Here is a 25,442-nt window from a genome sequence, read left to right on the forward strand (position 1 = left end):
TACGATAGGTAGTTCTTTAATGACATTAGCCCTTCTTATCACAGGATTTGCTAGTTCATTTGGAAAATGGTACATGCGATTGCTATCATTACCAGCGTTGATCCTTGCTGGGGCAACGATTTGGGTTTGCCAATCGAAAGCAGCATTATACGCGCTGGTTATCTTCATTATCTTAGAAATTTTACCTAAGAAGATTTTTCGAAACACACACTTGTCCTTTTGGATGTATGCAGCAGTTTCAGTTTTAGCTTTACCGATTTCCTATTTTGCTGCAATGTCAGACAAAGTTCACTTATTTACAGGACGAGAAGAAATTTGGCGCAAATTCTATGAAATATTAGGCGAAAAAACAGGACAAATATTTGTAGGGATGAAACCTTTCTTTTTCCATAGAGGAAATCAGATTCTAGGTAATCATAATACGTATCACGCACTCGTCAATCACTATGGATTGATTGGTTTTGTTCTATCGATTATTCTTTTGCTTAGTTTCTTATGGTTGCTCGTAAGAAAATGTGAGCTGACAAATGGACAACTAACATTCTTGTGGGCTTTTTTAGCGATCATGTGTCAATCATTCATGGAAGAAACATTAACTACAATCAGTTGGGTACCAATTGTGTTCTTAATGTTAGCAATGGCTACACACCAATATAAAACCACCAGATAAATGAAATAGAATAGTAATAAGAGAAAACACTTTTTCGTTGTGAAAAAGTGTTTTTTGTTTTGTCTGAAAGGAGGCAGATGGATGAAAAAATGGTTATTTGGTTTTTTAGGAGTCGATTTAATCGTCTTTTGCAGTGTGTTTGGCTATGTTAGCTACCAAAAACATGAAGGAGAGGTGTTTAAGCAAAATATAGAAAAAAAGATGCACGTAGATCAAATCAATGCACATGCAAAGAGTTATAAGGAGGATGCAACGAACGTCAATAATGATATGTCTTTGGGGCAAATGTTGTCCATACAAAAAGAAGCAATCGAAATGGGCGTCAATAAACAAGTATTTGCACAAATTCAGATTCCTGAACTTGGTTTAGCATTGCTGATTTTTAAAGGGGCAAATCAATACACTTTGAGTCTTGGAGCGGCTACTTATTTTTATGAAGATGCCGAAATGGGCAAAGGAAACTATGTCCTAGCAGGTCATAACATGGAAATGCCAGGTGTTTTATTTTCTGATATTCAAAAGTTGTCATTAGGGGAGGTGATGGACTTAGTTAGTAACGATGGCGTCTATCGTTACAAGGTAACGCGTAAATTTATCGTACCTGAGTACTTTAAATTAATCGATGGCGTTCCTGAAGAGAACTCTTTCTTGTCTTTGCCAAAGAAAGGAGAGAAACCCTTATTAACGTTGTTTACTTGTGTTTATACGTCACAAGGAAAAGAAAGATACGTGGTACAGGGAGAGCTACAATAACAAGGTTTTAATCAACGCAAGTCGTTGAAATATGAAATGAGGAGATAAAAAAATGGCAATAAATCGGTATGTAAAAAAAGCTGGAATGCTTGTTGGAATGTTAGGAATCATTGCAAGCTGCTTTCAGGGGTATCAAGCACATGCAGAAGATGTCACGCAAAAAACGCCACCAGAGAAGGTCAATATCACGGTTCATAAATTAATGTACGATCAAGGAACGCAATTGAATGTTGATATTGACGGGATCAAAAACGATGGTTATACGCACGATCAATATCCTACAGGTGTAACGAAATACAACAAGGCAGATTATGGTGATGTTGAGTTTACGTTAGGAAATATTACGGATCAAGTATTACCGACTGAAGATTCTGATCTAACCAACGCGAAAGTGGATGAAATCGTTAAAGATGTAGAAGACAAGGGATCTAACAGTGAATACGTCAAGAATGCAACCAACAAAATTACTTCAGCTGTAGATGAAAATGGTGAGATCACTTTTGCTGATCAACCAGCCTATGTTAATTCCAAAGGGAATGTATATGTGGTTTATGAAAGTAAATCCGCTGCTGGATTAGTCACACAAAAAGCAAAACCAATGGTTGTGATTGCGCCAATGACTGATAATACAGGTTCAGGTTTTTTAAAAGACATTCACTTATATCCTAAAAATATTGTTTCTAAGTTGAGTTTTGAATTAACGAAATTTGGTGACGATGGCACAGCTCAAAGCAAACAAACACCTTTAAAAGGGGCAAAATTTGAGTTATACAAGGGCGAACCTGGAAAAGGAACAAAATTAGGAGATCTTGTATCGGATGATCAAGGAAAGCTGACTACTACTGATTTGACGTTAGGAAAATACTATTTTGTGGAAGTTCCTTCAGAAGTTGTAGTGGGATCAGATAAAGAACCAACAGCAGATCAATATTTATTAGGCGCAGACGCTCGCAACGATGCGCACAATAAATTAACCTTTGAAATTACGAATGATGGCGTGACAAGTGACTTAAAAGCTTCATACGTAAACTATAAAGCACCAGTGATCGATAAAACAGTAACAAATGGAACAGGACAAGAACATTCTTTCCAAATTGGTGACGCAGTAAATTATCAAGGAACGATTCATATCCCAACAGACATTGCAGGCGGAGCAGACGGTATCACAGTAAACGGCGTGAAAAGCGAAACTTCTCCTTACAGTGTATTTAAATGGGGGGATGTAGCAGGACAAGGACTTTCTTATGTCGCTGCTAAAGCAAATATCAAAGTAACAAATAAAGATGGATCTGTGGTATTAAAAGAAAATACAGATTATAAAATCCAAAATTCAGAAAATGGCTTTGTGATCGATTTTATCGTGAATAATGGCCAAGTAAGTGATACTGTCGCAAGTTTACACGGACAAGATCTTCAAATGACTTATAACATGTATGTAAATGACAGCGCAGCTGTTGCCAATCCATTAACAAATAGCGTGGATTTCGTTTATAACAACAATCCATTTAATCAGGAAGAACACCACGAAAAAACGAAAGCTGACGTTGTGACTTATGGCGCAAAATTCTTAAAAGTCGATAGCGGACTATTTGGAACAGGAATCAAAGCAACACCGCTTGAAGGCGCAGAATTTGCTGCTAAAAACGCAGAAGGAAAATATTATGGTGGATTAGTTGATACGGATAAAGACGGTGTCAAAGAAGCAGTATGGGTGGACGATGTAGCAAATGCAGCGATCCTAAAATCAGATAAAGAAGGTCACTTTGAAATCACTGGTTTAACTGAAGGTGAATATTCACTGGAAGAAACAAAAGCGCCTGAAAACTATCAAAAATTAACGAAAGAGATCTCTTTCAAAGTAGACAAAGATTCATACAAAGAAGAAAACCGAATCACGATCAAAAACAATCAAAAAGCTTCCGTACCAATGACCGGTAGCAACGGTTTTCAAACGTATGTATTAATCTCTTGCTTGTTGCTAGGAGCAGGGGCACTTTCTGCAGTTGTTTACTTTAAGAAGAAAGCCTAGAAGGATCAAAACCAATGATTATCAGGAAGCCTAAGAAAAAGCGAATCATGGGTAAATGGATCATTGCTTTCTGGTTACTTTCAGCTGTAGGTGTCTTACTTTTGATGCCTGCTGAAGCGAGCGTGGCGAAATACCAACAAAATCAGCAGATTGCCGCAATCGATCGAACAGGAACGGCAGCAGAAACGGATTCTTCTTTGGATGTTGCTAAGATTGAGTTAGGCGATCCCGTTGGTATTCTTAAAATTCCAAGTATTTCTTTAAAACTACCAATTTATGACGGAACGTCCGACAAAATTTTAGAAAATGGTGTAGGTATTACGGAAGGAACTGGTGATATTACAGGAGGAAACGGTAAAAATCCTTTAATCGCAGGTCATAGTGGACTTTACAAAGATAATCTTTTTGATGATTTACCTTCAGTAAAAAAAGGAGAAAAGTTTTATATCAAAGTTGATGGTGAGCAGCACGCTTATCAAATCGATCGGATTGAGGAAGTGCAAAAAGACAAACTACAAAGAAACTTTGTCACTTACTTAGAACCAAATCCCAATGAAGATCGAGTAACGCTAATGACATGTACGCCTAAGGGAATCAACACACACCGTTTTCTAGTGTATGGGAAACGAGTAACCTTTACAAAATCAGAATTAAAAGATGAAGAAAATAAGAAACAAAAATTATCTTGGAAATGGCTTTTAGGAAGTACTGTTTTTCTTTCAGTCATGATTATTGGTTCGCTATTTGTTTATAAAAAGAAAAAATAAAGGAGGGTAACCAACATGAGAAATAGAAAATGGCTATTTGTTTGTGCAGCCGCTCTTTTTTCTTTCACTGCCTACACACAGTTGACGGTTGCAGACAGTCAAGAAAGCACGGATAGCACAGAACAAACGATGCAAACGTCAGATAGCAGCACGATTCAAAGCAGCGATGAAACCGTCGATTCGTCAACAGTTGATTCTTCAGAAGAACCTAAAATTGCTGAGGACGATCAAATAGTCAAACAGACCATTCACGTTCAAAAGATTATTTCTTCCGAACAATTAGACAACCAGGGGCAAAAGCTTGAAAAACAAGAAGGAGTAAATGGCGCGAAGTTTTCTGTTTATGATGTATCGGACATTTTACAAAAGATGGATGTTAAGGATCTCTCAACTGATCAAATTGAATCCCAATTAAAAGATCGAGTGAAAAAACTGTCCAGTGATCAATTGAAGCTAGTTTCTAATGGAGAAACAAAGACAATTGATCAACAAACAGGTGTCTTTGAATTCTCGGTAGAAGTACAGGCAAATCAGAAACAAGCTTATTATATTGTCAATGAATCAAGTCCTGAAAACATTTCTAATAGCGAGGATATTTTGCTATTAACACCTGTTTCTGATAAAAACGGTGAATTCTTAAAGGATGTGTGGATTTATCCTAAATCAGAAGCTTCGCAACCTAAAGAAGAAGTTAAAAAAATCGTTTCTACTGGCGTAAAGAAAAACTTCTTTGAGAATTGTTGGGATTTTGTTACTCACTTGTTTTCTAGAGATTAAGGAAGAAATAAGATGAAACTGATCAAATTATTATTATTCAATCTTTCTTGTTTAACCGCAGTCTTTTTGTACTGCGGTTTATTATTTTCTCAACTATCTATTTTGCCAAGCTACCAACTATACCTAATGAGGATTTTAAACATACCAGCTGCTTCCATGCCGCTAGATATTATGGAAAAGCTCATTAGGAATCCATTATTTACTACGATCAATTTGATCGTTATTGTCGGAATTTCACTAGTCATTTATAAAAAAGAGGGGATGAAGGGATGAATTTTAAACACTCGTGGACAAGACGGTTAAAATATGTTTTTCCCATAATGATGATGTTAGGTACATTGTTTGGGTTAAAAACAGCCAATGTCTTTGCTGAAAAAGTTATTGTCGATCCGTCAAATCCAATCCAGAACGTAAAGAATAATTTTATTATTCCAAAAGATGTACCTAATACAAAAACAAATATTACTGTAAGCGGAGCGTCCAAAGTTTACAAATATCATGTTGATGCCAACAAAGGTGGTTTTACAGACGACTACGTAGGATTAGTGGAGGGAAACAAAAATATACGCTATCCTTCTTTCCAAAAAGAATACGGTGAAACAAACCTTGTTTTAGAAGGCGTAACAACCAACACCAAAGTCAATATTGACTATGGAAAAATCGGTACGTATAACGGGAAAAAAGTCAATATCAAGCTAGTTTTATCTAATATTCACTTATACTCGGATACGTTGCCGTGGAATCTACTAGATAATAACTATACAAAAACTCATTTTCGAGACGATAGCTATAAAAATACGAATGGTGCAATGAGTAAATCTAAAAAAAGAACAGTACTTTGGATCTCAGACAATCTTTTCTCAGGAATTGTTTACCATTCAACACAAATGAATGTGCAGTTAGTAGCCACATATGAGGACGGTAACCCCGTTCAATTTTCAGGAGACACGTTTATCAGTTTTAACTCTTTGAACCCTGCAGGAGGAAAAAGCACGGATCTTAAAGGAGAATATGCCCACTATGACAAAATGAATACGACAGATTGGTATGTCAGAAAAGATACGGTTCTTTCAGAATTTAAATCTTTCTACAACAATCTGAACGTGGTAGGTGGCCACCCAGGAGGAAGCTCTAAGCTGACACAAGCGGATAATGATTTCAATAATTTGCATGATAAATTAGGAGATCCGAAGTTTGGTCAAGGTACTGTGTCCTTTAAAATATCTGAAGCAAATCCGATGTTTGTGATTGGTTCTTCTAATGTTCAAACCTGGTTTACTTTATCTTCTGCGACAATCTTTAGTGTTGTTCCTGATCAACCTGAAAAAACAGGGGTTGATAAAAATGGAAATAACGTGAACGATAAAATGTTGCAAGTAGGAGACACGATTCAATATCGAATCAAACAGAAGGTGAATCGATTAGGAGTGGATTTACTAGCGGTTTACGATCGATTTGAGTTAATCGATAATTTACCAAAAGAAGTAGATTACGTCGATGCACACGTTGAAAGTGGTACAAATAAAAAGTTCGATATCTCTGGTGAAGTAATCTATGACAAAACAAAACACCAGGTAAAATATGCAGCGAAAGCTGATACATTAAAAAACCGAATGAAGTATAACGGCGAAACTTACGAATTAGTGATCAACGTAAAAGTTAATGAATTGGCCAATCAAAATAGTGTAGCCAAAAATCAGGGAACGTCGATCATTAATAAAGTAGAAAAGGATACAAATATCATTACCGTTTATTTCCCTAAAATTCCAGTGAAAGAAGTACAACAAAATGGAAAAGATGTAAACGGACGAAATGACGGTAAGAAGGGTACGCCGACAGCTCCTTTAAACGCAGGATCTGAAGTACAATATCTAGTCACACAAAAATGGCACACAAAAGGCGTAGACGCTGTGTCAGATCACTACAAGCAATTTAGTATTCAAGATCCAATTGAAGCTCGTTTGACATACAAAGAAGGTTCTGCGCAAGTGATCGATAAGAGTACAGAAAAAGATATTACTTCTGAAGGCACACTAACCTATGATAGCAATTCAAGAACGCTGAAGTGGGAAGCTTCCGCTGACTTCTTAAGTAACAATCTTTTAGACGGACGAGAAATTCAACTGATATTTACAGCTAGAACCCCACTACAATCAGAAAAAAATATTGATAACCAAGCCGTAGTAGCAGTAGATAATGTTTCTAATAAAACAAACGTTGTGACAATTGGTGTTGATCCTAACTTGCCACAAGTTATTGTTCCTAAAACAGGTTCTACACATTTAGTAACAACTTTAGTGGTCAGCTTACTATTACTTGTGTTAGCTACTTTTAGTTATGTGGTTCTTAAGTTTAATTAATAAAAAAACAAGGCTGAAAATCAGCCTTGTTTTTTTATTTGAAAATTGGATTGGCACTAATAAATACGTTGTCTGAAGAAAGTGATCCGTCTGCAGAAACTTCATAAGCATGGGATAAACCAACGATGCTTTGATTGTTGTAAAGCAAGTTTGCGTTATGAGCAGGGCTGTCTTTCCACATAATCATGGCATTCACTGCTCCCGTATCTGAAAGAATATCGTCAACGTAAAGGTAGAAACTATTGATATTTTCTCCTTTACCGCCATAGCAACCTAAACTTTCTAAGAGATCTTGGAAAGTACCGCCACCAGGTCGATAATGACTGAAGCTTACTTGTAATTCTTTTGCACGAATATCTGCAGCTTTTTGTACGACGTCGTTAAATTGCATTGGAGCAACACCGTTTTGTTGACGGTAGCTATTTAACCAAGCAAGTTCTTTTTGACGCACATAATTGTTTAAATCACTTAATGAGATATTTTTGTATTTGAAAGTGATTGTTCGATTTTGGTCAACATTATTAATTATACGTTGTCCATTTTTATCAACGGCAACAGATGAATCGTCATTTCTACACAAGAAGTAGTTTTGATCGGTCATATTTTTCCAAGGAGTTGAGAAATTGTCTCCCTCGTAAACCGTTTGTGTTTCAGTAGATAAAACAGCGTTGGTGTCAACGTTTATATGGTTCACAGTGACGTTATATTGATGAGTATAGGCAAAATTGATTCCTTGGTTGCTTGTAACGTTGTTTAAAGTCACAGTGTTGCTAGAGCTTTCTCTAGGGTCAAGAACAAAATTAGTGAACGTAGGTGCTTCAATTGTGATGCTTTGTCCATAAACGACGGGATAACTCTTACTGTAATTATAGAGTTCTTGGATATTTGGATCAGTATCAGTGACTTTATTTGGACGAGCTTTCACTTCAACTAGAAAGACTTCGTCATAGTAAAAAGTAAATGTGGTATTTGTGTTAATCGTTTGTGTTTGTGTTTCATTCCCATTTACTTTGTACTGTGGTGCTTCAAAGTTAGTCAAGTCGGTTCTAGCTTTTGCAGTGTAACTTGTACCAGCTTTTACTGAGACATGTTCTTCTTTTAGCAGTGTTCCAGTTTGTCGATTCATATGACGGACGGTTACCGCATATTCTGAAGGTTTAGGTTTGTGTTGCAACCCTTTAAACGCTGAATCAAGGCTATTTTTAGCGTTGTTAACTTGTGTTTGAGAAGATTTAGAATCGTCTAGTACTTTTTTAGCATTATTCAAGGCATTTTGGAAGTTATTCCAAGAAGCATCTGTAAAGTCATCTTTAGCTGTAGTCTTTACTTTATTGTATAAGGATTGAAGTTCTGATTTATTAACTGTTGGGGTCGGTTTTTTCTTCAATCCTTTAAATGCTACGTCTAAACTATTTTTTGCATTATCAACTTGTTTTTGTGTAGCATTTGAATCATTTAGAACTTTTTTAGCATTGTTTAGAGCACTTTGAAAAGTGTTCCAGGTACTATCTGTGTAATTGTCTTTCTTTGTACCTTTAACTGAAGTATATAGGGCTTCTAAAGTAGATTTGTTTACTGTAGGTTTTGAATCATCAGCACCGTACCAACCAACACCTTCATACTTCCAACCATAGTTCTTAGTTAGCCATTGGACTTCTTTCCAACTGGCAGTGTAATGGTGTGAACCGCTTGTAACACCTTTAAGGAATAAACGATAAATCGGGTGATTGTTTTTGGGAGCTGATCGCCAGGCAGGCCCTTCATAAGTCCAGCCGTAGTTCTTAGTTAGCCACTTTACTTCATCCCAGCTAGCAGTGTAGTGGTGATCATGTAACCCTTTGTTATAAAGGCGGTAAACTAGGTAACCACCACTTGTTGGAGCTTCCCATGCAGGCCCTTCATAATTACCCCACTTAATCTTTACCAGGTGATCGCGTTCTTTTTTGCTAGAGGTGTAGAAATGTTCATGATTATTAGGATTGTAAAGGCGATACATGACGTTAGTTGATGCAGCGTCAACAGATCCAGCAAGAGCAAGTGTGGCAGCAAATGTTCCAATAGCTATAATAGTTTTTGGGTTTAATAATTTCATGTTTTCAACTCCTAAATTTAATTAAAATTGTTTACATGATCATTGTATATCGGTAAACCGATATAGTCAACAAAAAAATAAGAAAAGCCTCGTTAAAATGTGGCTTTTCTTATTTTATTCCTTACTAGATCTAGTAGTATCAATGGTTTTTTCAGCTAATTTATTTAATTTCGCAGCATTTAAGAATCTCATATTATCTATACTAGAGCGCTTATTGGCGAGGTCACTGACGGTAGTTAAAGGTACGCCAGATTCTATGGATATAGAACGAACTGATTTACCACTATCAAACAGCAACCATTCGATTTTCTTTTTATCAGCGTACATTGCAATGCTCCCTCTTGATTTTTTCTCTATTATATCTCTTTTTTGTAATAAATCACAATATCAAGAGAAAAAGTTTCTATAGAAAGGTGGGAAATTATGAGTATCCGTTCCCCGTGTACCAGAATGTGGTTTGTTGCTACTTTCGTTATTTGATATACTAAAAATAAACGACGAAAGAAGGAATAAAATGAAGAAAAAGCAACTAGGGTTTGTTTCTATGTTTGCAATATTTTTTATTATTTTAAGTGGATGTTCAAGTAACAAGAAATCTGAAGCTAAAGAAGATAATAGTTTATTGCAGCCAGGGACTGTTTGGAAAGAAGAAGTAGGAGGTCTTGTTCATAATTTAAAAATTATAGACGATACTACTTGGGAATACTCTGAAAGTGTATGGCATCCAGATCCTGTACAAATAACAGTTAAGAGACAAAAAGACTATGAAGGTTTAGAAAGATATAAAATAGTAGATTCTGCAGGCGTAAAACAATTTATAAATAAACCTGATTCTTTATTTATTGTCGTTCCTTACGAGAAGGATGGCGTAAAAAAAATGGTTTTTCTTGGATCTAGTAAGGACGAAAAGCGAACGAAAGAGAAATTGATTCATGATGGATCACAATCAAATAAATACAAATTACAAAAGACTAGCGAATGATTGCTAGTCTTTTTATTTATCCTGAAGGAGGAATCACAGTGGCAAAAGCCAAAACGCCATTTGAAAAAGCCGCGTCTAAAATATTAGAACGTCGTGGTGTTTCTGAAGCACAGTGGAAACAAGAAGTCCTTGAAAAAGCACAATTTGACCTATTAAGAGGAAAAGATAAGGACTTGGAAGGATATATCTATCAACGTGAACGCGAAAAACTTGTTTTCGATGAAATTATTAAACATTAAAAGGAGCGAACAATCTTATGTTTGAATCAATCACAATGAATTTTTTAACACAACCGAAAGTAGTAGCTGCGGTTGATATTTTTAGAGCATTACAAGGTGCAGCTACAAGCTTAAAAAACAATCTGATGATTTTTGCGGCTGTTGCGGCCGTTGCCTCTATTGTTCTTGGAGGTATTTTCTTCTTCTTTGGGCGAAGAGGAGCTGAAAACGGGAAGATGCACGTCGGTTATGTATTGATGGGGGTAGGAGTTATATTGGCTGCCGCCTCTATTGTGGTTTCGTTATTCGGAATGTTTGGACAAACCCCACAGGGACTATAAAAACAAAATGAAGGAGTAAAAAGTACGTGGCTACTTTTTACTCCTTTTTTATGAAAGGAGAATACTCATGTACTTTATGATTGCAGGCAATATCAAAAAAGATAAAGAGTTAATAAAAAAAGCAACGAAAGAAGTAGGAAAGCGGACTTCTTTTTTACCAAAAACAATTAAATATTCGGTCATTGAGACAGAAGAACAACTACATGCACTAGGAAAAGTATTGGAACAAGAAAAGCAATCTTCTGTTAAGTTGACTCTCACGTTACATGACACAGAAGGAAAAATAGAGAAAGCTGGTACAGAATATGTTTTTGGCCCGCTGGATTATCAAATTTCAGAAGGGTTCTATCCTACATTGATGGATCTAATTCGTCTTGATATATTTAAAGAAACAGATGAAAACATGAGTGTGGAAGAATCTTATCGAAACGAAAAATTGCTTCAAGTTTTAGAAGAAGAATTAGAAAATGACCAACTGAAAGTTAGTCAAGTGAGTGAAGGAGAAGCAAACGAAGAAGTACCATGGGAACGACCAATCTTTCCAAAGAAGGAATCAAAAGAAAAAGAGCCAGTGAATGTTGACGAACAAGCTGATATTCCGACTCAGAAATCGATATTTGAGGAAGAGAACGAGGTAATGGATCAATTGGATGGAGATCCCTTTGAAGAAACAATGGAAGAGACGACCAAAGTAGAGATTGATCCAGTCGAAGCGAATGAAGAGCCAACATGGACTGAAGGGGATTCTCAGGAATATATTGAACCACTTATCAGTGAAGAAGTAGAGAAAAACGAAACAGAGATACAAAAGGCAACTGTATTTGATTATATTTTGGATCAATATCCGCCAGAGTATGAATGGATGAAAGAAAAAAATAAATTATTTTTAAATGAGCTTTATTCGAAATATCAATTACCCCAAACCTATCAAGCATTTTTAGAGAGTAAAGAAGAATTAATCTCACAAGGGAAAGGTACACTTTTAGAACAGTTAGAGTCTGTTCAATCAACCAATTGGCATGAGCTTGCACAAGAAGATTTATTAGCTACTTTTGAAGAACGCCAACAGGAAACAGACCAAGAAATAAATGAGTATGCGACGGAACAGTCGTCGAATTGGGAGAGAGCAAAAGAGGAACTAAATAAAGAAGAACAGCGAGTGATTGAAGAAGAAGTACAAAGAATCAAAGAGCGGTACGAAAAGAAACGCGACAATGCGTATTCCTTATGTGTAGAAAAGATCAACAATTTTACTCAGACGAATCAAGAAGCGCTATCAAAAGAAAAAGAAAACTTGTTAAAAGAACGCATAAGAGAACGAAAAGAAGAATTTTATCGAGGTTTGCGTACAGACAAGCTAAAGATTAGTAAAGAATTAAATGAGCAACTGAATAAGCTCTATCAAACAACGACTGAAGTTCTTACGGAAAAACATGAGCAGATCCAGCAAGAATTGCAAGTACAAATTCCAAAATGGAAAAAAGAGTATGAAATTCAACAACAAGAATTGAAAGAACAAGAAGAAAAACAACGGCAAAAAGAAAAAGAGCGCGAACAATTAGAATTAAAAAAACGGGAACAGGATCTTGCGGAACAACAAATGGCGATAGAAAAACAACGGTTAAAGCAAGAAAAGGAAAAAGAAGTAGCTGCTCGTAAGGAACGTCAAGAACAAATGGATACATTGCGACAAGCCCAATTAAATTATCTAGCACACCCTCAACCAGTATCTACTGTTCAAACGCCAGTGGACAACAACCAAGCAAATTTAACTCCTTCACCACAGCGTTCCTTTAACGGATGGATGGTGGGATGTATTGCAAGTTTAAGCTTGCTTCTAGGTGGAGGAACAGTATTTGCTTTTAATCATATCAATCAATCTTCACAGGCTGATTCTGTAGCCACAACAGCATCAATCAAGGAAGAAGCCCAGGAACAAGCAAGAAAAGAGTATGAACAACAATTAGAAGAATTATTGAATCGTACCAATCAGTCAACAACAGATTCAAGTGTGGAAAACAGCAAAGAGAGTGATTCTAGTAAGACCAAAGATGGATCAAGCGATTCAACTGTACACTCAAACTCTTCCGAAAATTCAGAATCAAATGAGGTGAAATAATGCGTGTTAGAGAAACAACGAGACGAAAAGACAAACGATTCAATTTAGAAAAGAATAGGTATCTTTCTCATTTCTATCGCTATACTCCTTCAGGAGAAGAGCTACCAGAAAAACATGACAAACGTCTTTCTCAAAAGATTTTTTATAGTGGCTTAGCTTATCTTCCTTTAAACTATGTTGTTACAAGAATACCAGAAGCATTTCATCGATTTGAGATTATTCCAGGAAGTTTACAAGGAGTGAATCTTTTTCAGTTACAAGAAATGCCGCAGTTATTCCATTTTGATTCAGATGGTTTCTGGAATCCTTTGACTCCAGCCACAAGCTTGGGTACACGCTTAGTTGTTTCTACCGTTTGTTTGGTACCAGCTGTACTCATGGGCTTAAAAATAGACATGTGGTTTCGTCCTCTAGCAGATGGGCAAAAAGGAGATAACCGATTAAAAACGTTAAAGGAAATCCAACAAATTTATCCGCAAATACCAGAATCAAAGCGAGGTTTTCCTGGTTATGGCGGAATACCAATTACTCATTATAAAAAGTACTGGTATATTCAGACGGATACCGTCAATACCTGTATTGTCGGTACTTCTCGATCAGGGAAGGGGCAGATCGAAGTATTGGCGACGATTGACAACCTTTCTCGTGCAGAAAGACAAAGTTCAATGGTTGTTAATGATCCAAAAACTGAATTGTATGTGGCTAGCAAAGATGAGTTGGAAGCCAGAGGTTATGATGTGTATGCTTTTAATATCACTGACCCGTTACAGTCAATGAGTGATAATCCATTGGCGCTCATTGTAAAATACTGGAAACGAGGAGACATAGATACTGCAACACAGTTAACCAATACTTTCACGAATACGATTTATTATGATGCCAACGCTTCAGACAATAAATATTTTAACGAAAATGCGCAGAAAGCTGTCAATGCGCTTATTTTTGCGTTGTTAGAACAAGCGGATCAAACAGGGGATTATTCCAAATTAACCCCCAATAATCTCGTTGAGCTTCTTTCTGAGATTGGCGGTTTTAATTATTATCCAGATCCAGACAATGAATTCAAACAGCTCAATGCTTTAGATGAATTCATGAATCAGTTACCACCTGGAAATCTAGCGAAAAAGCAATACGGGGCAACAAAAATTGGTTCTGATAAGGCAAAAGGGAATATTTTATCGACGGCAATCACAGGATTGAATCCATTTACCCTAACGAAAATTGCGAAAATGACCTCTCAATCAACCATTGATTATAAATCGGTTGGATTTCCAAAATATTTAGATTTGAAATTACATGAAAGTCTTTTAAATCAACGAGTCGTAGTGGAATTTTATCATAAAGGAAGGAAATTTCATGAGGAACGTGTAAAAGTTGGTTATAGAGGTTTTTGTGAAATCAACTTTGATTGTCATTTAGAGCAAGGGGATCATGTTTGCTTAAAATATGACCATCAAGGAAAAGAATATGTGGCCTGGTATGAATTCTCTCAAAAAGTATTGAAAGACGAAGAGGGGAATATCGTTTATCGAAAAAAACGAGGAGAAACCCATTTGCCAGAATTAGAAAAAGAAGCCATTCTAACATTAGATGAGGATAAAAGTAACTTATTAGTAGAGTCTATTCGGATGCACTATACCGATAAACCAATGGCTATTTTTATGCTCACACCTGATTATGATCCATCTAACCATATCATTGTTAGTATTTTTCTTAGTCAGTTATACAAAGAATTATCTACGCAATGTGTTAAGACTAAAGGAGATAAATGTCACCGTAGGATTCATTTTATATTAGATGAATTTGGGAATATGCCACCAATGGATAACATGGAAGGAATCATGACAGTCACAGCTGGTCGAAACATGTTGTGGGATCTGTTTATTCAATCCTATCAGCAACTTTATGCGAAGTATGGGGAGCAAAACGCAGCGATTATCAAAGAAAATTGTCAGACACATATTTATATTATGTCGACAGATGATAATACCATCGAAGAATTTTCTAAAAAAGTGGGGAATAAAACTGTTGAACAGGAAAATAGTACGATCAATGCGTTAGGTATGAATACTCATATCAATCGTAATGTTGATTCAGATCGTATCTTAACTCCTGAAAGAATCTCTACTTTTTTAGAAGGAGAAACGATTGTACTTGCTCCTTTAAAACGGCAAGATTTGAAAGGGCATAAAATACGGCCGTATCCTATTTTTAATCATGGGGAAACGAATCTTCCTTATGCTTATCAATACATTGAAGATTTTAATCCATCGTGGGATATCAATGATATAGATATACATTGCACACATGCGGACCTCGATTTGAAGGCTTTGCAGATTGATTATGATTACTTCCTACCAGATGAAGATGCTAGAAATCTCTATCATGGACTGCATGATCAATTAGAAGAAAAAAACGAAGAAAATATGTTTTATAAAATCGTTCAATCTCTTGAGAATGAGACGGCTAAAAAATTATTAATTCAATTTTACGAAGAACAAGCAACGGATCGTCTTCAAGAATATGTTGAAAAGTTGATCAAAAATGAAGAAATTTCTGAAATGATTGGGAAACGGTTGTTATTGGAATCTGAAAAGGTGGTGAAAGAATGATCATTGGAGGAATTTTTTCTGGCATTACCGACTGGTGGTCTGGTTTATTTGGAGAAGGTGATGCAAATCCTAAAGTCGTGACGAAAGTATTACAAGAGTATAGTAATTATCTGCAATATCAAGATGTGTTCAGTTGGATTTGTAATACTTTTTTGTGGGGGCTGATTAAAGGATTATATAATCTCAACACATTGCTAGAAAAAACAATTTATCAAAGTTTTGATTTAAAAGACTTATTGAACGCTGCTGGTGTGAATGAACTGTTTCAAAGTTTGATTAGTAAGGTATTAGCTCTTTTTTGTGTCGTCACATTAATTTATTTAGGCTTGAAATTTTTTATGAGTAAACACCCACCAAAAATCAAAAATATCTTGGTGAATTTAGTCATGGCCATGATTTTGATTTTTGGTGGTAGTTCTTTAATCGATGAAGGGCTAAATATCAGTAAAAGTTTTTACGGAGACGTCACTGCAGCAAACAAATCAGATAAAACTGGTTCACCTGCTTTTCAAATTATTCAAAATAATGTGATCGATGTAAGTACATTACTAGCGACTGACCCGAATAAAGTAGAATCCCTACCAACAGACAAAAGAAATGCCTTGACTGCTAAAAATTTTAAAACAGCGAATATCAATGGAATTATTACTCCTGACCAAGCTAAAGACATGGCGAATAAAGATAAGAGTGGGCTATCAGACATACAAAAGAATCGATTAAGAGCGTTGCAATATCGATTGGAACTGGATGATAATGGGAAAGAAATTCCTGTGGAGATTAGTGATGAAGGGTTAGCAAAATATGTCTATACTTCAGGGTATCGTCGATACATTAGTAGTCCAGGGATTATTTTAGCTGGTGAATCTTCTTTGTCGGTTGCCTATTTATTTATCTTGTTTACGATTATTACTTGTATTATTGAGCTGGTATTTAAAAAATTCTATTTAGTAATTGCCGCGTCAACGGACTTTGAGACAGGCCAACGGATGAAAAGTGCGATAGAAGATATTTCTCAATCCTTCTTGTTATTGGCGTTTACGATTTTAGAATTACGAATCTATACATTAATGCTTTCAGGTATCGGTGATTTGCATGCGGCAGGAAAAATCAATGGATTTTTGTATGTCGTTGCTTTAATTGTATTGACCATTGCGCTATTCAAAGGCTCTCAATCAGTTACGAAAATTTTCGGTGTTGATACAAGTCTGAAAAACGGCAGCAATTCTCTTCTTAGCATGTTTGCCTTAGGAAATATTGCGAAAAATGTGGGTAGTGGTGCTAAAAACCTTGCAAGTGCTGGTAAGAGTGGTTTAAGCAATTTAAATGATATTCGTAAAAATGGATTTGGCAATCGAAAAGATGTTACCCCTGATAACGGGGAAGAACAATCAGACGATAAAGCTACAACTGTACCTAATAGTAAGAAAACAGTTTCCGAAATGTTCGGGAAAGCGAAAAATGGTGTTTCTAAAGCCGCAGAAGGTCTTGGTTACGTCAATGAACGTGGGTTAAAAGGAACAGCTGAAGATCTTACAGAAAAAGCCAAAGACACCTTAGAAGAGAAATTAGACGGCACGAGAGCTAAAGAATTGGCTGAAGCTGTGAAGAATCCATCCGAAGCACTAGAAAAACAAAAAGAAAAAGCTTCAGAAGTCAAAGAAGGACTAAAAGATGCGTATGGTGAAGGACAAGTCAATGCAGCAGTAAAAGCTAATACAACAACCGAAAAAGAAAATCAAGAAGGTGCAGCGATTCCTTCAGCCAAAGATCACCAAGATGAGTTACATTCTAACGAAAATTCAGAAGAACAAAATGGTCAATTACCAAAAACAGATCCAGAACAATATCGTTATAAATCTAACATTAATTCTGAAAATGAAAAGCGTATTTCAGATTTACCAAAACGAAATCAAGAAGTACAAACGGATGAGGATTCCATCGATCTGCCAAATGATAATGGAATCGAAGTTGGAACTGAAAAATCAACGAAAATTGGTTTGCCTAAGACACAAAATTTACCAATGAAAGATAGTCGTTTGAATCAATTCAAGGAGAATGACCAAAGCTTTGTTCACCAATCAACTGCAGGTACTGTTCAAATGAAACCAAGTCGTTTGCCTGAAAATGGAAATCTGACAACTGTTTCTTACAATTTATCTGATAGCACTGAGGCAGCAAATCTTTCCGTTCAAAATATCGTTTCAGGGGAAGCTGCACCACAGCCTATTCAAAAAGTTCACACGGGTTACAAGCCAGCAAATGTGGCATTTACTGCACCAACAAAAATAAATGTGACAAGAGAAACTAAAAACAGGAACAATGAATTGAAAGAACAACTATTGAAGAATATCAAGCAATAAAAGGCCTCTTTAAGGGCTTTTTTTCTTCATAAAACAAGTTATGTTAAAATGGAAAGGAGAAAATTGTGGAGGATATTTTTATGGCTACGTTTATAACTGCATTAGGAGCAATCCTAACGATTTTTGCGGCGACTATAAAAGGATTTAAAGATACGGGGAGTTTACAAAAAGATCATCAGTCTATTTTAAAAAAACAAGAAGAACATGCTCAAAGTATTATTGGACATCTTTCGGAAGGATTCACTTATTTGAAAGATGCTATGCCCACATTCACAGTAAAATTAACGGAGTTATTTCATTCTGTTGAGCAAATATCGTCAGAATTGAAAGAGCAAAGACAACAAAAAGATCGTCAACTTGGCTCACTTAATTTTAGGCAAGAAACGATACAAGAATCATTGGAGAATTTAAATCGATTAAACGATGAAATGCAACGAGTTCATTTGGAAAATGAAGAATTACGTGCACAAAATTATGATTTAATTCAAAAGAAAAGAAATCTGGAACAGAAAATTGTTGAATTAAAAGAAGAAAATCGTCAATTGAATTATCAATTACGACGAGGAAAAAATCGTTCTCGTGATTTAGGAAATGAATTATAGTTGTAATATTTAGAAAAACGCTGTGAGAAATCACAGTGTTTTTTGTTTCTAAAAATAAAGAATATAAGGGGTATGGTTATATTATGGATAAATATATTCATATGAAAAATCCACCAAGATTTAGTGGAGAATGGAAGTTTTTCGCATTTTTCTTTATCGATCTATTAACACTTGGTGGTTGCTTTTTTTGGGCAAAAATGGTCAATAATCTTGTCCATTTACCACTATTTTTTGCCCTTCTGAATTATGGATTATGGCTTGCGATAGGCTTAGTGATTGTTTGGCGTTCCTATAATAATCCAGGTCAAAGGCAGATTTTTGCGATTATCGAGTCTATTTTTTTTACGGATAAAAATCATTATCATGCCTTAGATCCCAACAGAAATTATCATGGTACGTATAAGGAGGATGAATAAATGCGAGTCAAAGGACAAAATTCAGTTGATAAGAAATCCATTTTGCAGTTTGGAAAACCAGAAGAACGATCGATCTTGGATTTATTTCCTTATAAATCCTGTACAGAAGAGGGAGTCTTAGTTACTAAAGAAGATCATTTTCAACGCTATTATCGTGTAGTTTCTACAGACGTGGAAGGATTAAACGAACAAGAGAAACTAGAACGAATGAATCAGTTGACCACCGTCATGCGTACGTATGTGCCAACAATTAAGTTAGTTAGTTTGACCACAGAGACGGATCTAACGGAACAAATCGTGCAAAAGCGGCAGTTATTAGATAAGAATCGTATGGAACAATCCTTAGGAAGAAATCTACAGCGATTAAGAAAATATGAAAAGAAATTAGTAGAGGAAATCCAGGAATTGAAACGAGCAGAACAAGAACGTCCTGACTTAAGCTTCTTTTTCGTCATTGAAGGAAAGACAATCAAGGATTTACAAACCAGAAACCGTCAGTTAATGCGATCTAGTGGCATTTTAGGGTTAAAACCACTCTACAAAAAAGAATTGATCAAGATTCTTTATCGAATGAATAACATGAATGACGAATAGAATATTTAAAGAGGGATTAAATCTATGATTCAAGATTATAAACGAATACAAAAAGTATTATCTGACATTGGTGTAAATGTTACAGTACAACAAGCTAAAGATATTTGCGAATACTATTCTAAATGTTATATGTCAACCGAACTCCCTACGGAAGATAGGACTCTTTATTTAAAAGTCGTTCACATTATTAAAAATCTGAAACCAATCGGTTACGTAGACAAACGTCCAGCTTATTTTAATAGGATTGCAGATCAAATAGATATTAACACCTCTAAAATAGCGCTGGAAAAAATGCTATTTTTGCAAAATCTAATCTACTATGAAATTCCTAATAATGAACCATCGTACAAAAGAAAGGTCTATTTTGAATACGCAAATACCTATATTTTAGGACTGAATATTCAACCAGAAGAGCGGAGAATTATTTTTTACCCTTGGTATAAAGGAAAAGAAATGTTGTCTGAGGGAATGATTGAAAATATCTTGATTTTACTAGAATGTCTTTGGTTAGGACTGAAGGCATATGTAGATATATATTATGGAGAATTCCAAGAATATAAAATTGAAAGATACTATCCTTTATCTAATGAACAATATGAATGATGAGTAGGAATGGAGAAGAGAGAATGAAATATCCGTTGATATGGTTAGAAAAAGATGTTCCGAAAGAAGAGACCACTAGAAAATTTCCTCACACGTTAAGCCTGGGTAAGTTGGGAAAAGGGCACTCTTTTAACCAAGTAGAGAATCAAAAAAGAAGAGGTGATTGTACATGTTAGAAGCGATTAAAACAGCTTTTTCACCACAAAATGATCAAAAAGTACTTGATCCATTAAAGCAACTAGGAAATCGGGAAATAGAAATTTTAAAATCCAAAGGGTATGATTTAGATTTTTTAAAACAAGTGATGCCACAAGGTGGATTAAATTTCGATGAAGAGTATGTGACCTATGGAAATGGTTATTCACGATGTGTGACAGTTTATCACTACACAAAAAATCCAACGCTTTTTTGGTTGGCCAATCTCATGAACAATCCTCATACAGTGGCCACACTAGATGTTAGCACAGATGAAAAGCAAAAAGTGATTGATCAAATCAATCGCGCATTAGATGAATTAAATGATCGATCAGATAACGAACGAAAAGCGACTGACCGAAATAAAAGCGCAGAAGAATACCTGGAACTAGCGGAATATGCCCGTAAATTGACTTCTAATGGGGAAATTTCTAAGCAAGTCAAAGTGAGAGTACATGTTTATGGAAACACGATTCAAGAAGTAGATGAAAGAGCGCAGGAACTGATTGAAAATTTAAAAGGGATGGATTATCGTGCAGTGACCTATCTGCATAAAACCAAACGAGATTGGCAATCGATGTTTACCATGTTCGATGAACAAGCTGAATGGTTCGGAAATATCAAAGGGCAATCATTACCATCGTTAAACATTGGCGGAGGTTTCCCGTTCCACCACCAAACGCTAAAAGATCCAGGAGGTACACAATATGGGGAAACCATGACAGGCGGCCCATTTGTCTGGAATGCGACGTATAAAAATAGTGTACGGTTGTCTACTAATACCTTGCTTCTAGGAATGATGGGAGCTGGTAAATCAACCGTTCTTAAAATGATCGCGGAAGCCCATTTAGCTGCAGGAGACTTTATTTGGGGCTTTGAAAAGGGAAAAGACTTTATTCCTTTCTTAAAGGAATATAACGGTATTATGGTGCGTTTAGACGGATCTGACGGAATGATCAATCCTTTAGAGATATTTGCCACACGAACGTATGATGAAGCATCCAGTTTATATGACGATGGATCAGTCAAAGATTTGAAGATCAATGAAGCAGCGTCCTATCAAACGCACTTAGACAAAGTGGTTTATCAGGTACAGCTAGTGAGTCCTCAGCTAAAAGGAACGATGAAAGCAGAATTTAAGACCTATTTAAATCGTTTTTATGAAGAGTATGGAACAGTACCACGCGGATTTACTTCCTCAAATTCGCGTTCAAATACTGAGACGCAAGTCACAGGGAAAGATCCAGAAGCTTATCCGACGTTCAAAGAATTTTTAGACTTTTTAGGACAACTGGAATTACCAGGTGCTTCCCAAGAGAAAAAGAATCGAAAAGAAGAAATGGAATCCATCGTAGAATCCTTATGTGAGACGTATGGCATGATTTTTGATGGTCATAGTACGATTCGACACCTTGACCAACAACAGTTGGTCTTTTTTGACATTGACTCTATTACAGGCTTAGATCGAGGGGTACAACAATGTCAAATGTACATGGCGATGACGTTGATTTGGAATCAGGCATTGATTCAAGGGCGAAGACAACGACGCTTAATTAAAGAAAAACAAATGGAAGAACAAGACTTCAAACGCTTCTTGGCGATGATTGATGAGTGTCATAATGCGATTAATCCAGATTTTATTGAAACGGTAAATTATGTCACAAACTTTCAACGAGAAATGCGTAAAGTAGAAGCAATGACTGTTTTAGCTACACAATCCCCACAAGAAATGGTGCCAGAAAATATGTCTTCTGATAACTTCTCGAAACTGAAGAAAGTCTTTGAATTTTCTTCTACGAAGATCTTTATGCGTATGGATGAATCTATTTTACGTCATATAGAAGGATTAGTTGGTAAATCAATGACGAACTCAGAATTAGAATCCATTCCTCAACAAAATCAAGGAGACGCTGTGATCAATTTTGGCTCAAAAGAAACCATTCGTGTTCATTTTAGTCCGAACAAACGTCAATTAAATTTGTTTGATGGAGGAAAATAATGGAAAACCAAAATGAAAGTTTAATCAAGCAGTATGTTAAGCGTCGTGCAAAGCGACGCTTATTTTTGTGGTTGTTTGGTACTTCTGCAGGTTTGATTACTATTTTGATTACTGTGTTCGTGACCCTTTTTCTAATACTTGCGGCGGGTTCGATTGATAATTCGGATTCAGATTCAAGCAGTGGCGGCGAAGCTTTTACAGGAGAATATTCGGAAGGCTTACCGATTTATAAAGAAATCAAAGGGAGAGGCCCATTTTCATATGAAATTGCGCAATATGCGGTAGGAGCAGCAGTGAAATATAAATTATTACCAAGTGTGATCCTTTCGCAATACGGTTACGAATCAGCATTTGGTACATCGGCGTCCGCAAGAAATGATCTCAATTATTTTGGGCTTACGTGGTTCGATGGTTGTCTATTTCCTAAAGGAACTCCAAGAGGAATTGGTGGCAGTGAAGGGGGCTGGTATATGAAGTTTCCTAATTCTAAAGCCACGTTCTCCTTTTATGGCTTTATGGTTGCCACACAGTCTAATTTCAATGCTTGTGTAGGAAATAAAAGCCCTGGCGCAAGCTTATTGATTTTAGGACGAGGTGGTTATGCCGCTGCAGGAATTACTGAAGATAGTGCGTATTATAAAAATTGTATGTCTATTATTAATAAAAATAAATTAACAGAATATGATGAATTTGCGATCAAACATTGGGGTGAAGGTTGTAATAATAACGGAATAATAACTGGTGAGTGGACGAACCCATTCCCTGGCAGCAGTTTAGATAAAAATTCCTTTAGCGGTGGGCAATTGTTTGGAACGAATCCAGGAGGAGAGTTCCGACCAAATGGTTTCCATGATGGATTAGATTTTGGTTCAGTCGATCATCCAGAAAGTGAAATTCACGCGGTGCATGGAGGAAAAGTCGTGTACGTTGGCAATCCTGGTATTTCAGGGTTAGGGGCATGTGTGATTGTGATTAATTACGACGGGTTGAATATGGTGTATCAAGAATTTGCGAATAGTACAGGAAATTCTCGTGTGAAGGTTGGTGATCAAGTGAAAGTTGGTCAAGTAATCGGGATACGAGATACCGCACACTTGCATTTAGGATTTACGCGAATGGATTGGCGTCAAGCACAAGGTCACGCATTCATTGATGATGGTACATGGATCGATCCATTACCATTTTTAAACAGCAGTAAAAAATAATTTAGGAGAAAAAATATGGAAAATAAAACGTTAAAAATCGTCTTAACAGCTGCAATTAGCATTAGTTTAATCGGCAATATCGCGTTGTTTTGGCAGCTGAAAGAGGAACAAGAGATAAATACCTATAAAATTGAAGAAGTGGCTAAAAACGCGTCTGAGAAGCTCAAAAAAAATTCCTCTGAGGCACAGGTGAAGATCGACAAGTTAAATCAAACCATCAATGAGAAAAACCAAGAAATCGATCAGCTGAAGCAACAAGATGGCACAAAAGCAAAAGAGGAAGTCACTGAAGCACAAAGAAAGACGGCAGAAGAGTTCGGTCAATTGGCCATTGATAAATCATTAAGCAGAAATGAATTAACGGAAAAACTAAAAAATGTCGCAACCCAAGAAGTGATCGACAAATTAAGTCCTGCAGCCGATGATCACCAACATGATGATTACGGAAGTTACCCCTTTACATTAGGTGACGTGCAAACTTACGCTCAAACAAGCAGTGTAAAAGAGGAACAAAACTTTGTGGTATTTGTTGATTATACAATCGGAAATCCCCAATTCAAAGATGTCAAGCCACAAAAAATAAAAGGTGGGCTGACTGTCACTGAAAAACAAGTCGATGGGCAATGGAAAGTCACAGACTTTAGTTATTTCACTCGATAGGAGGAGAAAAATGAGTAAGAAGAAAAAGCCAAGAGAACGTTTTAGAAGACGAAAAAGTTATCTTCAATGGCTGGGAATCTTTATGATTCTCGGCTTTTTAATCCTTGCTAGTCCGATTTATACGCATCAAAAGGTAGATATACCAGATGAAGTAAGCAAGAACGCATTTTTAAACACGAAGGAACTGACGATGGTTTCAAAAGAAAAAGGAGCGAACCAGCAATTAGTTTTTGAATTTGCGATCGACGATGAAGATCAGAGCTTATTAAAAGAACTCGCTAATCTTAATTATCGTGTAGAAGTAAAGACAGCTAAAGGGGATTATCAAGCAATAAAGGCCAAAGTGATCAAAGTTTCTGATGATTATTTTGCAGTGAAGCTATCGCATGTACCAGAAGAATATATCGCTATGCGTTTAACCATTATTCCTGAAAAAATTGATCCAAAGGTGGATATGCAAGAACCTCAAGATCTGATTTTTTATGTTCACGAAGATAAGATCAAAGATCACGTGAAAGATGAAGATTATGAACAACATGCGATCAATTACAAAGTGAAAGGATACAAGAAAGAACAAAAAGCGGCACAAAAACAAATTGAATCCTTCCAAGCAACCATTGATTTGAATGAAGAATTAGTGAAGAAACTAAAAGATCAATTGCCATATCAAGTCGCAGACGATCAGGAAAATACTGAAAATAAGATTAATGGTTACCAGCAAGAAATTGAAACATCGAAAACGCAAATGAAAGATCAAGAAGAGATCATTCAAAAACTTCAAGAAAAAATTGATCGTATGACAAAAGAAAATATTTAGAAGAATAGGTGGAGTAAAAGAAATGAAGCGAGCGAACTTGGTCGGCAAAGATACTTTCGCTGAGCAGAAAGTATTGATTAAAGCCTATCTCAAAGTTGTAAAAGCTAAAGAAATATGTCAAGAAGTGAATTTATCTAACACAACAATATCTGAGTTGAAGAATGGTAGAAAGAGTTTAGATACCTTAAAATTCAGATCATTTGAAGCTTTGTATTTAGCTGCAAAAAAATACTTTACAGCTGATAGCAAATAAAAACACAGGAGGATTTTA

24 protein-coding genes are annotated in these 25,442 nt (G+C 36.1%); 22 read left to right on the forward strand and 2 right to left on the reverse strand.

The window, feature by feature from the left end; genetic code table 11:
- The 7 genes from IGL28_RS13290 to IGL28_RS13320 all read left to right on the forward strand — a co-directional run.
- Positions 1–670: EpaQ family protein (locus tag IGL28_RS13290; RefSeq protein ID WP_438843976.1), on the forward strand; the 670-nt coding region annotated here is incomplete at its 5' end.
- Between the two features lie 81 nt (positions 671–751).
- Positions 752–1,423: a class A sortase gene (locus IGL28_RS13295; RefSeq protein ID WP_368026682.1), complete on the forward strand. Its 672-nt coding sequence runs from the start codon at positions 752–754 to the stop codon at positions 1,421–1,423.
- Between the two features lie 52 nt (positions 1,424–1,475).
- Entirely contained in the window at positions 1,476–3,452 is a 1,977-nt protein-coding gene (locus IGL28_RS13300; RefSeq protein WP_128427484.1) for a pilin N-terminal domain-containing protein, read from the forward strand.
- 14 nt (positions 3,453–3,466) lie between these two features.
- Complete coding sequence (locus tag IGL28_RS13305; protein ID WP_081129548.1) at positions 3,467–4,219, forward strand: class C sortase; 753 nt, start codon at positions 3,467–3,469, stop codon at positions 4,217–4,219.
- A 15-nt stretch (positions 4,220–4,234) separates the two neighbouring features.
- Entirely contained in the window at positions 4,235–4,996 is a 762-nt protein-coding gene (locus tag IGL28_RS13310; RefSeq protein WP_128427483.1) for a pilin N-terminal domain-containing protein, read from the forward strand.
- Between the two features lie 12 nt (positions 4,997–5,008).
- Positions 5,009–5,269: a hypothetical protein gene (locus IGL28_RS13315; RefSeq protein WP_002293489.1), complete on the forward strand. Its 261-nt coding sequence runs from the start codon at positions 5,009–5,011 to the stop codon at positions 5,267–5,269.
- Positions 5,266–7,356: an isopeptide-forming domain-containing fimbrial protein gene (locus IGL28_RS13320; protein ID WP_128427482.1), complete on the forward strand. Its 2,091-nt coding sequence runs from the start codon at positions 5,266–5,268 to the stop codon at positions 7,354–7,356. Before IGL28_RS13315 ends, IGL28_RS13320 begins: the two co-directional genes overlap by 4 nt.
- A 34-nt stretch (positions 7,357–7,390) precedes the next feature.
- Here IGL28_RS13320 and IGL28_RS13325 read toward each other — a convergent pair whose 3' ends face one another.
- The gene (locus IGL28_RS13325; protein WP_128427481.1) at positions 7,391–9,448 is read right to left on the reverse strand and encodes a CAP domain-containing protein; all 2,058 of its coding nucleotides are present in this window, start codon (positions 9,446–9,448) and stop codon (positions 7,391–7,393) included.
- A 114-nt stretch (positions 9,449–9,562) separates the two neighbouring features.
- On the reverse strand, positions 9,563–9,775 hold the full coding sequence (locus tag IGL28_RS13330) for a hypothetical protein (protein WP_128427480.1): 213 nt from the start codon (positions 9,773–9,775) through the stop codon (positions 9,563–9,565).
- Positions 9,776–9,962: 187 nt separating this feature from the next.
- Here IGL28_RS13330 and IGL28_RS13335 point away from each other — a divergent pair, with 187 nt between their 5' ends.
- From IGL28_RS13335 to IGL28_RS13405, 15 genes are all read left to right on the forward strand, one after another.
- Positions 9,963–10,430: a hypothetical protein gene (locus IGL28_RS13335; protein ID WP_128427479.1), complete on the forward strand. Its 468-nt coding sequence runs from the start codon at positions 9,963–9,965 to the stop codon at positions 10,428–10,430.
- Entirely contained in the window at positions 10,427–10,669 is a 243-nt protein-coding gene (locus tag IGL28_RS13340; RefSeq protein ID WP_094940051.1) for a DUF5415 family protein, read from the forward strand. Before IGL28_RS13335 ends, IGL28_RS13340 begins: the two co-directional genes overlap by 4 nt.
- Before the next feature lie 17 nt (positions 10,670–10,686).
- On the forward strand, positions 10,687–10,989 hold the full coding sequence (locus tag IGL28_RS13345; RefSeq protein WP_002302862.1) for a hypothetical protein: 303 nt from the start codon (positions 10,687–10,689) through the stop codon (positions 10,987–10,989).
- Between the two features lie 67 nt (positions 10,990–11,056).
- On the forward strand, positions 11,057–13,108 hold the full coding sequence (locus IGL28_RS13350; RefSeq protein ID WP_128427478.1) for a hypothetical protein: 2,052 nt from the start codon (positions 11,057–11,059) through the stop codon (positions 13,106–13,108).
- The gene (locus IGL28_RS13355) at positions 13,108–15,720 is read left to right on the forward strand and encodes a VirD4-like conjugal transfer protein, CD1115 family (protein ID WP_081129544.1); all 2,613 of its coding nucleotides are present in this window, start codon (positions 13,108–13,110) and stop codon (positions 15,718–15,720) included. Before IGL28_RS13350 ends, IGL28_RS13355 begins: the two co-directional genes overlap by 1 nt.
- The gene (locus tag IGL28_RS13360; RefSeq protein WP_368022541.1) at positions 15,717–18,080 is read left to right on the forward strand and encodes a pLS20_p028 family conjugation system transmembrane protein; all 2,364 of its coding nucleotides are present in this window, start codon (positions 15,717–15,719) and stop codon (positions 18,078–18,080) included. Before IGL28_RS13355 ends, IGL28_RS13360 begins: the two co-directional genes overlap by 4 nt.
- Positions 18,081–18,160: 80 nt before the next feature.
- Positions 18,161–18,682 (forward strand): hypothetical protein, encoded by a 522-nt coding sequence (locus IGL28_RS13365; RefSeq protein ID WP_220380993.1) that lies wholly within the window; start codon positions 18,161–18,163, stop codon positions 18,680–18,682.
- Positions 18,683–18,765: 83 nt separating this feature from the next.
- On the forward strand, positions 18,766–19,098 hold the full coding sequence (locus tag IGL28_RS13370; RefSeq protein WP_047927452.1) for a hypothetical protein: 333 nt from the start codon (positions 18,766–18,768) through the stop codon (positions 19,096–19,098).
- On the forward strand, positions 19,099–19,692 hold the full coding sequence (locus IGL28_RS13375) for a hypothetical protein (RefSeq protein ID WP_002319881.1): 594 nt from the start codon (positions 19,099–19,101) through the stop codon (positions 19,690–19,692).
- A 24-nt stretch (positions 19,693–19,716) separates the two neighbouring features.
- Positions 19,717–20,295, forward strand: a complete 579-nt coding sequence (locus IGL28_RS13380; RefSeq protein ID WP_081125710.1) for a hypothetical protein — start codon at positions 19,717–19,719, stop codon at positions 20,293–20,295.
- Positions 20,296–20,464: 169 nt separating this feature from the next.
- Complete coding sequence (locus tag IGL28_RS13385; RefSeq protein ID WP_081125709.1) at positions 20,465–22,489, forward strand: VirB4 family type IV secretion system protein; 2,025 nt, start codon at positions 20,465–20,467, stop codon at positions 22,487–22,489.
- On the forward strand, positions 22,489–23,694 hold the full coding sequence (locus tag IGL28_RS13390) for a glucosaminidase domain-containing protein (RefSeq protein WP_081125708.1): 1,206 nt from the start codon (positions 22,489–22,491) through the stop codon (positions 23,692–23,694). The genes IGL28_RS13385 and IGL28_RS13390 overlap by 1 nt, the downstream gene beginning before the upstream one ends.
- 15 nt (positions 23,695–23,709) lie before the next feature.
- On the forward strand, positions 23,710–24,354 hold the full coding sequence (locus IGL28_RS13395) for a hypothetical protein (RefSeq protein WP_128427474.1): 645 nt from the start codon (positions 23,710–23,712) through the stop codon (positions 24,352–24,354).
- A 10-nt stretch (positions 24,355–24,364) separates the two neighbouring features.
- Positions 24,365–25,171 (forward strand): hypothetical protein, encoded by an 807-nt coding sequence (locus IGL28_RS13400; RefSeq protein ID WP_128427473.1) that lies wholly within the window; start codon positions 24,365–24,367, stop codon positions 25,169–25,171.
- Positions 25,172–25,193: 22 nt separating this feature from the next.
- On the forward strand, positions 25,194–25,424 hold the full coding sequence (locus tag IGL28_RS13405) for a hypothetical protein (protein WP_128427472.1): 231 nt from the start codon (positions 25,194–25,196) through the stop codon (positions 25,422–25,424).
- The last annotated feature ends 18 nt before the right edge of the window (positions 25,425–25,442 follow it).

This window comes from Enterococcus sp. AZ077 (assembly GCF_051714965.1).
GTDB lineage: Bacteria > Bacillota > Bacilli > Lactobacillales > Enterococcaceae > Enterococcus_B > Enterococcus_B hirae.